Annotated in this window: 10 protein-coding genes and 3 pseudogenes; 9 read left to right on the top strand and 4 right to left on the bottom strand. The window is 60.0% G+C overall.

Annotation, left to right across the window (positions count from 1 at the left end; all coding sequences use genetic code 11):
- Positions 1 to 238 (bottom strand): transposase (locus GA0061099_RS37745; RefSeq protein ID WP_141697792.1); only part of this gene is annotated, 238 nt, incomplete at its 3' end.
- Positions 239 to 428: 190 nt separating this feature from the next.
- Between GA0061099_RS37745 and GA0061099_RS37740 the strand changes: the two are divergent.
- Positions 429 to 1,633, top strand: a pseudogene (locus GA0061099_RS37740) (IS110 family RNA-guided transposase).
- Between the two features lie 306 nt (positions 1,634 to 1,939).
- Here the strand turns inward: GA0061099_RS37740 and GA0061099_RS37735 are convergent.
- Positions 1,940 to 2,953 (bottom strand): annotated as a pseudogene (locus GA0061099_RS37735) (IS256 family transposase); the annotation flags it as partial.
- Positions 2,954 to 3,286: 333 nt separating this feature from the next.
- On the opposite strand from GA0061099_RS37735, the gene GA0061099_RS37730 reads away from it, so the two are divergent.
- From GA0061099_RS37730 to GA0061099_RS42515, 4 genes are all read left to right on the top strand, one after another.
- Positions 3,287 to 3,775 (top strand): hypothetical protein, encoded by a 489-nt coding sequence (locus GA0061099_RS37730; RefSeq protein WP_050996310.1) that lies wholly within the window; start codon positions 3,287 to 3,289, stop codon positions 3,773 to 3,775.
- Positions 3,776 to 4,313: 538 nt separating this feature from the next.
- Positions 4,314 to 4,901: a tetratricopeptide repeat protein gene (locus GA0061099_RS42525; protein WP_225115164.1), complete on the top strand. Its 588-nt coding sequence runs from the start codon at positions 4,314 to 4,316 to the stop codon at positions 4,899 to 4,901.
- 381 nt (positions 4,902 to 5,282) lie between these two features.
- Positions 5,283 to 5,462 (top strand): tetratricopeptide repeat protein, encoded by a 180-nt coding sequence (locus GA0061099_RS42520; RefSeq protein ID WP_225115165.1) that lies wholly within the window; start codon positions 5,283 to 5,285, stop codon positions 5,460 to 5,462.
- A gap of 24 nt (positions 5,463 to 5,486) precedes the next feature.
- The gene (locus tag GA0061099_RS42515; protein WP_225115166.1) at positions 5,487 to 5,666 is read left to right on the top strand and encodes an SEL1-like repeat protein; all 180 of its coding nucleotides are present in this window, start codon (positions 5,487 to 5,489) and stop codon (positions 5,664 to 5,666) included.
- 261 nt (positions 5,667 to 5,927) lie between these two features.
- Here the strand turns inward: GA0061099_RS42515 and GA0061099_RS37720 are convergent, their stop codons facing one another.
- Positions 5,928 to 6,152 carry a hypothetical protein gene (locus tag GA0061099_RS37720; protein ID WP_338060709.1) on the bottom strand — a complete coding sequence of 75 codons (225 nt, stop codon included), beginning with the start codon at positions 6,150 to 6,152 and terminating at the stop codon, positions 5,928 to 5,930.
- Between the two features lie 525 nt (positions 6,153 to 6,677).
- On the opposite strand from GA0061099_RS37720, the gene GA0061099_RS37715 reads away from it, so the two are divergent.
- The 4 genes and pseudogenes from GA0061099_RS37715 to GA0061099_RS41725 form a co-directional block, all read left to right on the top strand.
- Positions 6,678 to 9,086 carry a DUF3141 domain-containing protein gene (locus tag GA0061099_RS37715; RefSeq protein WP_074448588.1) on the top strand — a complete coding sequence of 803 codons (2,409 nt, stop codon included), beginning with the start codon at positions 6,678 to 6,680 and terminating at the stop codon, positions 9,084 to 9,086.
- A 374-nt stretch (positions 9,087 to 9,460) separates the two neighbouring features.
- Positions 9,461 to 10,543 (top strand): hypothetical protein, encoded by a 1,083-nt coding sequence (locus tag GA0061099_RS37710; RefSeq protein WP_141697791.1) that lies wholly within the window; start codon positions 9,461 to 9,463, stop codon positions 10,541 to 10,543.
- Between the two features lie 66 nt (positions 10,544 to 10,609).
- Entirely contained in the window at positions 10,610 to 10,909 is a 300-nt protein-coding gene (locus GA0061099_RS40820; protein ID WP_050996312.1) for a hypothetical protein, read from the top strand.
- A gap of 466 nt (positions 10,910 to 11,375) precedes the next feature.
- Positions 11,376 to 11,533: pseudogene (locus GA0061099_RS41725) on the top strand (IS256 family transposase); the annotation flags it as partial.
- A 19-nt stretch (positions 11,534 to 11,552) separates the two neighbouring features.
- Here GA0061099_RS41725 and GA0061099_RS37700 read toward each other — a convergent pair.
- Positions 11,553 to 11,795 (bottom strand): integrase core domain-containing protein, encoded by a 243-nt coding sequence (locus GA0061099_RS37700; protein ID WP_420886589.1) that lies wholly within the window; start codon positions 11,793 to 11,795, stop codon positions 11,553 to 11,555.
- Positions 11,796 to 11,818: the final 23 nt, after the last annotated feature.

Genomic DNA, 11,818 nt, shown 5'->3' with positions numbered 1-11,818 from the left:
CAAAGATCGCCCGCCAATGTCCGCGCTTGGCCCAGCGATTGAAACGATTGTAGATCGTCGTGTACGGACCATAGTCGGGCGGGCAATCGCGCCAGCGTGCGCCGCACTGAAGCATGTGAATGATACCGCTGATGACGCGTCGATCGTCATCGCGCACCGGTCCGGTCTGGTTCGTTGGCAGATGCGGCTCTATCAGAGCCCATTGCTTGTCGTTGAGCCAGAACAGTCCTTTGCGCATCGAAGTCCCCCGCGTGGAATCAACCCGCTGCCAGGGAATCAGAGTTCGCTAATTAGGTACAGACCCTAGTAGCTGGCCGCCTCTGCGACTCGCCCGGTTGCGCCGCGAGCGCGAATCCGTAGTTGTCGTGTCACCCGCAGCTCCCGTCATGTGTTCGGCAGAGGAGGTGCGAATGCGACGGATAATTGGCATTGATGTCCACCGAACCTTCGGGGAGGTGGTATTTTGGGAGAACGGCAGGCTTCGACATGCGGGTCGCATTGATATGACGCGGACTGCGCTGGAGGGATTTGGCAAAACCCCGCTGGCCGGTGATGAGGTGGTGCTCGAAGCGACTGGTAACCGCCTGGCGGTGTCGCGGGTTCTGGCGCCATTCGTGGCGCGGGTGATCATCGCCAATCCGTTGCAGGTGAAGGCGATCGCCCAGGCTCACGTCAAGACCGACAAGATCGATGCCGGCACGCTCGCCAGTCTGCAGGCGGCGGGATACCTGCCGCAGATCTGGACGCCTGACGCGGAGACCGAGCGCAAGCGTAGGCTGGTGGCGCGGCGCTACCAGGTCGTGCGGCATCGCACGCGGCTCAAGAACGAGGTGCATTCGATCCTGCACGCGCACCTGATCCCGAAGTGCCCGCATGCCGATCTTTTGCCGGGCATGGTTGGCCGCTCAACAGTTGCCGGACGATGAGTGAGCGGCCATCGACCGGCATGTCCGTGAGCTTGACCGGCTGGCGGAAGACCTGGTCCTGCTCGACCGCGAGATCGCGCGGGACGCAATCGAGGATTCCGCGGTCAACAGATTGATGACGATCACCGGCGTGAACCTGGCGGTCGCCGCCGGCATCGTGGCGGCGATCGGCGACATCAGCCGGTTCGACAGCCCGCACAAGCGGGTGAGCTATTTCGGGCTGAACCCGCGGGTGCGGCAGTCCGGGTTGGGAGCAGCCCACCACGGCCGTATCAGCAAAATCGGCCGCAGTCATGCGCGCGCCATGCTGGTCTAGGCGGCCTGGGCAGCGGCCAAGGCGCCCGGTCCACTGCATGCTTTTTTCGTGCGGATCCGTGCGCGGCGGCCATCAGATCGCCGCGGTGGCCGTGGCTCGGAAGCTCACTGTGCTCTGCTGGCACTTGCTGACAAAGGGCGAGGATTACCTGTGGGCGCGCCCGGCGCTAGTCGCCAGCAAGACCCGCGCGATGCAACTTCAAGCCGGACATCCACAACAGAAAGGGAGCCGCCGTGGACCAGCCTATGCCTACAACATCAAGCCGCTGCGCGACCGCGAGATGTTGATCGCCGCCCAGGCCGAGCAAAGCTACGAACGATTCGTGTCGCAATGGAAGTCGCGGCACCCAAAAAGTGGCTCGCGAGCGCCTCAGTTCGGCAGGACAAAATAGGCAGTCCGGTGACGCTTGCAGCCGACGCGTCACGCTTCGCCACGAGGTCGCCCGCGCCCAACAACCATAATCGCGGCTGATGGCAAGTTCTAGCCAGGAATGCAGTCCCGTTCCACTGCCAGTGTGCCGCCGTGCTCGGGCCGGTCAAGGCCAAGCCTTGCGGTTGCCGCAGATGCGGCCAGCCTTGACCGCCCCGGCGCGCGGCGGCTGCGAGATCGGTGGCCGGGACGGAAGAATGGCCCGCAGCGCAGCCGAACAATAGGTGGACTTACAGCGATCTCCGCAGTCGTCGTCTCGGCGACGAAGAAATCGCTTGTCCATCTCATCCGTCGTGCGCAGATGGTCCCAATGCTCGGCGGGGAAGTCGTAGAAGGTCAGCAGCGCGTCGCGGTCCTTGGTGAGGCATTCGACCGCCCGGCCATACTTGGCGCGGTATTTCTCGGCAAAGACGTCGATCGCCGCTTCGGCGGACGCCCGGTTCGGCGCCCAATAGACCTCGCGCAAATCCTTCTTCATGGTGGCCTGCACCGAGAGCGGGACCTTGTCCAGGACATTCACGGTCTTGTGCACCCAGCATCGCTGGTGCCGGGTGCCGGGACAAGCCTCATCGAGCGCCTTCCAGAAGCCGAGCGCGCCGTCGCCGACGGCAATTTCCGGGGCGATCTGCAATCCGCGCTGTTTGACGTCGATCAGGAGCTCGCGCCAGCTCTGCGCGCTCTCGCGCACGCCGACCTGGAAGCCGATCAGTTCCTTCTTGCCTTCCGGCGTCGCGCCGATCAGCACCAGCATGCATTCGCTGTGATCTTCCATGCGGGCCTGCAGGAAGACGCCATCGGCCCACACGTACACGTATCGGCGCGCCGACAGATCGCGCCTCTGCCAGCGCTCGTACTCGCCCTGCCACACGGCCGTCAGCCGGGAAATCACCCCTGGCGACAGGTTCGGTGCGTCCTTACCCAGCAAGGCCGTCAGCGCCTCCTGGAAGTCGCCGGTCGAGATGCCGCGCAGGTAGAGCACCGGCAACAGCGCGTCCAAACTCCTGGTCCGTCGCGCCCACAGCGGCAGAATCGCCGAGCTGAACTGGATCCGCTCGCCATCGCCGGCCGCGCCGCGGTCCCGAATCTTCGCCCGTGCGACTTCGACGGGGCCGATGCCGGTCGTTCGCGCCGGGCCGCGACCGTGCCGCACCACGCGGGCGCGCCCATCGGCCGGCTTCAAGTCCTTCATCGTGGCAAGAAACGTCGCGACTTCGACCTCGATCGCCTGCGCCAAAAGCTGCTGCGCGCCCGCTCGCAGGATATCCGTCAGTGGATCGTTGATCTCGTCGGGCTGACGAAGACCGCTTCTCGCACCTTTACATCATTGGCAAGACTGTACCGGAAAGTCGACTTTAATCGAGACGACGGCGCTTCAGGACATCGAGCGCGGATGTGGAATCGCTCTTATCGATCCTCACGGCGACTTGGTGGAGCGCGTCGTGGCGCAGGTTTCCACGAGACGCTCATCAGACGTGATCTACTTAAATGCGTGCGATCCCTCCCAGCCGTATGGGTACAATCCCCTGCGGCATGTCCGTGAAGATCGGATCGCGCTCGCTGCTTCTGGCTTCATGAAGTATTCAAGAAAATGTGGCCGGATGCATGGGGCCTTCGCATGGAGCACATTTTGCGCAACGTTTTGATGGCGCTGCAGGAGCAACCGCACGCCACGATGCGCATCCTATCGGACCGGAAGTTCCGCGCCGAGATTGCGCGACACTTGAAAAACGAGTCGGTTCGGACGTTCTTCATAAAAGAGTTTGAGCGGTTCTCGTTTGGCTACCGTGCCGACGGCACGACGCGGATCCAGAACAAAGTGGGCGCCTTCCTTTCAGATCCGATACTCAACAGACTTCTAACCGCTCCCCAGCATGATCTCCATGTGCGGCAAATCATGGATGAGGGCAAAGTACTACTGGTGAACCTGGCCAAAGGGCAAATCGGTGAGGACAGCTCGTACACCTGGGCGGATTGCTCGTCACTACGCTCGCGCTTGCTGCGTTTAGCCGCGCCGACCTACCCGAGTATGAACGGCGTCCGTTCTTTGTCTACGTCGACGAGTTTCAACACTTGCAGTCGCCCACCAATACCTCCATCAGCTTGAACCAGAGGTGCGTCACGCCGTTCTCGGAAACGCCGGTACGATCATATCCTTTAGGGCTGGTTCAGACGGTGCGACATACAGGGCGCGGAACTTTCAAGGCCGATTTGATGAAGCCGATCTGTTGCAGCTGTCCAACTATCGTCTACTTAAAGCTGATGATTGATGGTACTCTTCTGATTGATGGTACTCCTTCACTTCCCTTCAGTGCGACCACGCTTGAGCCCTGTACTTTTCGAAGTTAGTGAGAGAAGCTGTTATCCTTGGAAGCCATCGCGGAAACGTGAATTGCATCGCGCCGAGCCTATTCATCAAGGAGGCCTTCCGGCTTCAATGCGGTCGGGCACTCCATCTCTACAGCGAAGGGCAGGGGTGCACGAAGGACTTCGCTGCTGCACTTCGTTGATATCACGCGGCGGCCGATCAGAAGTTTGCACCTGCCGAGTTCGCGCTCGGCGATGTCTATTATCAGGGACGCGGCGTACCCGTCGATTTCGCCCAGGCTGCGATCTGGTATGGCAAGGCCGCCGCGCAGGATCACGTGAGGGCGCAGATTGGGCTCGCATTCATGACGCTGAAGGGTAGGGGCTTGCCCGAGAGCCCGACTGAGGCTGCTCGCCTATTCCAGAGTGCCGCCACGCATGATGATCCGATCGCACTCTACAACATCGGCCTGTTTCGGTTCAGCGGCAAGGGCGTCGCCAAGGACCTCGATCGCGCCGAGACCGCGCTGCGCAAGGCGGCGCGGAAGGATTATCTTCCGGCAATTCAGGCACTCGCGGAATTCTATTCGAGCGGAGCCGATGCCGAGCCCGATTTGCGGGAGGCGGCGATTTGGTATGAGAAGGCGGCCGAGCCGGGCGATGTGCAGGCGCAATTCTTCGTAGGGCGGTTCTATGCGACTGGTGTCGGTGTCTCGCCCAACATTCGTCATGCCGCGAAGTGGTTCGAGCGCGCGGCCGAAAATGGCCATGCCACTGCGGCGTTCAATGTTGCAATCTTCTATCTCAACGGCTCCGGCGTTCAGCGCAACTTGGAGGCCGCGATAAAATGGTTTCGAACGTGCCTCCGATGGCGGCATCAGCGCCGCACAGGTGCAACTCGGAAAGCTCTATTCGACCGGCGCTGACGTTCCCAAAGATCAGGAAATGGCGTCGGAATGTGAGCAGGGCCGCCAGTAGCGGAGATCCTGACGCCAAGACCGTCTATGCGCTCTTCCTGCTTCATTAGGATGCGTCTGCTGATAACGTTGCACGCGAGCACTCTTTGTTGGGAGAGGCCGCGGAGGCTGGTCATCCTCCGGCGGCGTTTCAACTGGGCGCGCTGAAGATGGGTAAGTTCGGAGGGGCCGCCGATATATTAGGCGCAATCCTATGGCTTACACGGGCGGGGGAAGCCGGTTATGTCGAGGCGCAGTACATGCTTGGACTTCTCCATCTGGATCCGAAAGAGCGGCGTGGGGAATGCTCAGCAGCATCATCGTGGATGACCAAGGCCGCGCGCGCGGGGCATGCAGCCGCACAGTTCCAGCTCGCCGTTATGTACTGGAGTGCGCCTGGATCTTGCAGAGGGTGTGAACTGGTATGAGGCCGCTGCAGAGCAGGGACATACTGTTGCGCAGTACAACCTCGCCGTGATGCTCGGGAGGGGACAGGGGCGCGAGGCTGACGTGACGAAGGCGACGGAATAGCTTCAGAGAGCCGCCGAGCGAGGCATGGCGGAAGCGCAGGTTGCTCTGGGCGACGCGTTGATGTCAGGCCGAGGCACCGCACAAGATCGGGACGCAGCAGTCAATTCGTATCAATACGCGGCGCAACAACGCAATGAAGGCGCCGTGCGGCGCCTCCAGTCGATCGGCGCGACACGCGAGGAGACTTTCACACTGGAAACATAGGCTTTACGCTAGCCTCGGGCGAGGCGCAGCGCCGCTGCCAGGCTGCAATCCAGGTCAGCACTGGGCGCCACAACACTAAACAGTCGGCCGTGAAGAACCGCCCAAGCCATTGAGCGGGAGTCAATTTTGGAGCGGAGCAAGGTTTAATTGCTACCTTTTGGGGTCTGAAGGCCGGGAAGCTTGCAATTTCATTTTCAAGATTGAAGGAAGCCGCTGGCGCGCATTGAATTTCGTCTCCTGTTCTCAATTGGGGTCGATGTATTAGTTGGCGGAGCTCGTGCCGACGATCTGCAAATGAGCGGGAACATCGAATTCCATCTCGCGCGACACCTCGACGCTGGTTTCTGGATGATGGCCATTCTTGGACAGCGCGTACTTGAACGCGTGGGTGCGGTTCAGGAAGAGACCGCGAAAAATCGCCGTTCTGTTCGCGCGCAACCCAAATCCCACGGCGATTCCTGCGACTGCCCAGGCGAGGCGCAGCACCGCCAGTGCTGAAAACCGTAGGCGACCGCATCCGCGGCGCTTCCAAATTGATGGATGGCAGCCTTAAGGTCTCTGACGTTTGTTCCCAATCACAACGCCGAGCATTGCATTCTCGCTTGGGTGTCAGCTACACGGGCTCGCGACGCTCGTGTAAACGCCAGCAAGGAATGTACAGACGTCCGCTATCTAACAAAGGTGATCCGCAGTGTCTGATTTCTGCCAGTGTTGGTTTTCGATCAGACAAAACCTGTGCAGCAGAACAGGAAGACGGAAGTTGCTTGGCCATACTTCGTCTCGGCAGCAACAAGATGCCTGGCATCGACTTTGCATAGAGCGATTCGGGAACGTCGTGGAAAGTCACCCCTGCTCGCAAAACGTCCTCTTGAGGTTACGCTTTCTTGGTCACACTGACCTCGCTTGCGAGCAGTTTGCCGGATGAAAGATGCCGTAGACAGGCAATCCGGCACCACAGCGTGAATCAGCACTACGGGGCGGCATCGACTCTAGAACAGAGGAGGTCAGGCCATGTCTGACTCGTTCCAGCGCTCCAACTTGGCCCAGTCAATGGAAGCGCAACATGCAGAACTCGAGCACGCGCTCACCCGCAGCCCATTCAGACTCCACGCTGATCGCATGGTCCAACAGGGCGCGAAGACCATCAACATTCTACAAGTTGCCTGGATACTGCGGGTCAAGCGCGGCTGCGAAATGGTCTTTATGCGCCTGCCCGAGCTCTTGGCAAGCGGCAAACGTCTGGCCAAAGATCTCCGGAACCTGCGTGACGATGGACAGCTTGGGGTTGCCTGGCGTGAATACACCCGCGACGCGGGCGAGCGCGCTATATTGCTAATCGATCTTCTCCGGGAGAGCGGCGACCTCTTCCTTGAACATGAGGCGGCAGGCTGTCAGCCGGTTCTTTTCTACGAGTACGAGAAGATCATGGACGGAAGGGATCTTCCCGTAAAGTCCAACTTCGTATTGCTGCGCATCATCCCGCCGCAAGATGTTACGGTCGATTACTCCCGTCGTCGGCCCTTTGTTATCATCCCTCCACGTGCGGGACACACTGCGGGTGTGGGAGCCCACGAGCACGATAGTCAGCTCGGCGTCGCCTTGCGCGAAGGTCATCCAGTGTATCTGGTGAGCTTCCGTCGCGATCCGGAGCAGAATCAGCAACTCTCTGATGTGGCCTATGCGGAAGCGGCGTTTGTTCGAGAAGTGATCCGCCGGCATCCGCGCGCGCCTCTGCCGGCCATTATCGGCAACTGCCAAGCAGGCTGGGCGACCCTCGTTCTGGCCGCAACAAACCCTGACTTGACAGGACCCGTCGTCATCAATGGATCACCGGTGACGGCTGTGTCGGGAAACATCGGCGACAACGCTTTCCGCTACATTGCCGGCATATTCGGCGGAGTCTGGATCCCGATGTTTCTGTGCGACCTTGGCCAGGGCATGTTTGATGGAGCCAATCTCATACATAATTTCGAGATGCTCAATCCCGAGCGCCGGCTGTTCCTCAAGTACGCCGAGCTTTTCCGCGACGTGGATACGACGCGCGAAAGCTTTCTTGCCACCGAGAAGTGGTGGAGCAGCTTCTGCTTGCTGCACGAAAACGAGATCTGCTGGATTCTCGAAAACTTGTTCATCGGCAACCGGCTCGGCAAAAACATGGCCTACCTGGGATCGGAGCGTCAGCACGTGGATCTCAAGCAGATCCGGGCGCCGATCATCGTGTTTGCCAGCCATGGCGACAAAGTGACGCCGCCCCAGCAGGCTCTGAATTGGATCACAGATGTTTACGAGGATGAGGAGGAGATCCGCGTTCGCGGCCAACACATTATCTATATGGTGCATGACGACATCGGGCACCTCGGCATCTTCGTCTCTTCAAAAGTTGTCAATAGGGAGTTCCGGCAAGTTGCAACCACGCTTGAGGCAATCGAAGCGTTAATGCCCGGCCTCTACGAAATGTGCGTCAAAGATGTTCAGGAACAAGATGGACGAAAAAGCTTCAGTGTTGAACTAGTCGAACGCAGCTTCAAGGACATCCGGGCATTGAACGACAACTATCGCGATGAGTTCCCTTTCGGTGCAGTTGACCGGGCGTCTGAACTTCAGGCACAGATCTATCACACAATCGCCCGCCCCTTCGTCAGAGCTGCAGTCACGACCTTCACGGCCCAAGCTTGCCGTAGTGTTCACCCGGAGCGCCTGTCGCGAGCGCTAATTTCTTCGCGAAATCTGATGCTGGCTGGCTTCAAGTCCATAAGCGAGCAGGTTCGCCAGTCTCGAGCCAAGGCCAGAGTAGATAATCCATTCCTGCTGGCGGAAGCCTTGTATGTGCAGCATATCGCACAGGCGATGATCTACTGGCGCGACCTGCGCGACATGATGTATGAGCTGACGTTCCACAGCATGTGGAACACTCCTTTGCAGCACTATTTTGGTGATCGCTACGAAGTGCAGGCGAGGCAAATGACGCCAGAAGAATTGAGGTCGCGCCCGGACGTTCAGTGTGCGCTTAAGATGATCGCGACCGGCGGCTTTATCGAGGCCGTCATCCGCATGATGGCGCTGCTTGTGAGCGATCGCGGCGGTATCCGCCGCGATCGTCTCGATCGCTGGTCACGCGTCCTGACGCAGAACGAGCCGTTCCGCTCGGTCCCTTCTGACCGTCTGACTACAATCACTCGCCAACAGACCATCATCGCCACTTTGGAACGGGAGCAAGCAATCGAGACTCTGCCATTGCTGCTGGATGACTCTGAGGAGCGCCGCCGCGCCTGCCTGGTCGCACGCTATGTACCTGGTCCCATCGCGGAAATGTCGCCGAAGACGATCGACCTCCTAGGGCGGTTTGCTCAGGTGCTTGAGCAGCCGCCAATCACCGGCGATGTTACCGAAAATCCGTTGGCACAAATGAAGGCTGAGTAAAGCGTCGACGCTTGGCGTAAAGGATGACCATCGGCTTGAGCGCCAGGCGTGGCAACTGAGGGCAATGTCGATGCGCCTCGTAGTTGGCACAGGATGAAGCCGGTTCGTCCTGCACGTTGTACTCTGACGCTTGCGGCTGGAGCGGCCAAACATGTTCGACGCGCGCCTATTGTGTGTTCCGGATCCTGAGCGCTGATGGTAACGGAGGGCTCGAAGTTCAAGAATTAGCTTGACGAAAGAAGCGAGCAGATACCGATGCGTTCCCTTTGCAGAAAAGAACCAGCCGCGCTGAAGTCGTCGAATCTGGCGACTTCCTCCGGACCGAGCAGAGATATTAGTTGTTGGGGCACTTTCTCCCTGCCGAAATCCGCGGAATGGAGTTCTTCGCCGTGGACCACGATACCATCCGCGCCGAGCTGATGTACTTGGAGTCCCTTGGCTCCCGAATCTCGGGCTCAAAGAGCCACGATCAACTTGCAGAGCATGTTAAACAGCAGTGGGCCGATTTCGGTATGCGAGTTCACGAGGACGTCTTGCGTTTCGATCGCTGGAGCATGGCTGCAGAAAACCCCGACGGTCTGCGTCTTAAGATCGACGGGCGCGATATAGCGATCTCTTCGGTCTTTCCCTACTCCGGGACCACCGGCCCCCTAGGGACCGAGAAGCAGTTGTACAGATTGCGCGGTCCAATACCGCGATGGACCAAAGCGCGCGGCGGAATTGCGGTGGTCGAGGTCCGAAATCGGGAGTTCCCGTTTGATGCGGCGGTCAAGACTTGGGATCGGGCGCGTGCATGGGGCAAGACCACTATGCCGCTGCTTCCTGCCACGTTCGCCGGCCTAGGTCTGGCGCGTGCTAGACGAGCTGGCGTTGAGGCGGTGATCTTCGCCTGGCGTGGCATAAGCATTTCCAACGCCAAAGGACAGTACTTACCGTTCACGTTGCCCTACCAGAACATTCCAGCGGTCTTCGTGGCTGGAGACGACGCCGACTTGGTGCTGGACGCCGCCTCACGGGCCATGCGGGCGACGCTCGTCGTCGACGCCGTGATCGAGCGAGACAGCACTATGCGAACAATATGGGCGGCCGTGGAAGGTAACAGCGCAGCCCACGAAACTGTGCTCGTGGTAAGCCACAGTGACGGTACAAACATTGTCGAGGAGAACGGCCACGTCGGTTTGGTCGAACTCGCGCGCCAGACTGTCGCTCGACCGTTGGCACGCACAGCCGTCTTCGTGTTAACCGCTGGACACCTCCGAATCCCGGCGGTCACCGATCATGGCCAAGCCACTTCGCGCTGGTTGCGGGACCACCCGCAGTGGTGGGCCGGTGGTCCGGGAAATCGCCATGCAGTGGCAGGTCTGGTGATCGAGCACCTCGGTGCTCGGGAATACCGTGACGATCCTCTCAAAAATACCTATGGCCCGACAGGCAACCCCGAACCCGAACTGCTCTAGGCCTCCAATCCGGAGCTGACGGCGCTTATCGAATCAGAGTGGCGTACAACCGGACAAGCGCCGAGAGTGTCAGCCCCAAACGCACCCATTCAGTTCGGCGAAGGCCAGCCGCTCTACCTAAAGGGCATCCCAAACATCGCGCTCGTCACCGTGCCGCAGTACCTACTTAGTATTGAACCGGGCGACTACGTCGACGTCGCTCTTCTGGACAGACAAGTCGGCAGCTTCGCGCGACTGCTGCGACGAATTGACGCCATGCCCAGCAACGAAATCGGAACCGTCGAGACAATTACTCCACTCGCGAAGGCGGCTGCCGCGCTGCGCGCGATTGGCATTCTCGCTTGCAGCTCATCGGACTGGCGGTAATCCGGTTGCACCAACCTCCAAAAACGTACGGAGACAGTAGTCAGCTCGAGGGTCCAGGTCAAAGCGAACCGGCAAGAGCGCCTTTTCGCGTCCGCTTCTGGCTCGAATCTGAAGACCACTTTCCACCCTCTAAGACTTTGCGTCGATGCGGTGCGGTCCGCCGGACGTCATTCAGACAGCAGAACGTGGCCTCGCCGCCAGCGCTCGCGGTAAGACCGCCGGCCATGCCCGTCCCGCGCAGCGGGAGCCGGGCATCACCCAGGTGATGGCCATGCTCCAAAGGATCGGCACCGAGCAGCCGCGGCGGAGCCCACGGGGTCCTAACTCAGAGCGGAGTATCGAGCACACTTTTATGAGGTTTATGAGGTAGCCTGCGGGAAGTTCTGCAAAAGCTGAGCGGCTGAAGCGGTCATGGCAAGTCCGGTGGTTGCGAAGATCACCGCTCGTAGAGGAGCTTGGACCCGCCATGACCGTGACGACGATTAAGACGGATGTCTCTGCAGTCAAAGAGTTGTTGAGGTCGGACAAGGAGTTCCTGAAGCCGCTGATCCGCAGGAAGACCCTCGAAGCCGAGATGACGGAGACGCTGGGTGCGGAGAACGGAGAGCCAGCGAGGGAAGGCTTGTGACCTTGCCCCCAAGTTTTATCCAATCCTGAGTTCGCTCCGGCTGTTGGATTTGCCCGGTTGGGTGGTGGCAGCGAGGGGAGCTGGCGGCGGAGCTTTCGGCCTAGCGCAGCGCCAGATTCCGGCGCGGGTGACAGCTGAAGGCGAACTCGGAGGGCGTTTTCCATCCTGCGAGTGTGGTCGCGCATCGTTGTAATCGGCCCGCCAGCATCCGCGTGCGACGCGAGCCTGGGCCAGCGACGTGAACAGCGTCTCGTTCAGTTGATCCCGCAGCGGGCCGTTGA

The sequence above is a fragment of the Bradyrhizobium yuanmingense genome (assembly GCF_900094575.1).
GTDB classification, from domain to species: Bacteria; Pseudomonadota; Alphaproteobacteria; order Rhizobiales; family Xanthobacteraceae; genus Bradyrhizobium; species Bradyrhizobium yuanmingense.
Note: the sequence above shows the minus strand (reverse complement) of the source record. Positions and strands in the feature narration are given on the sequence as shown.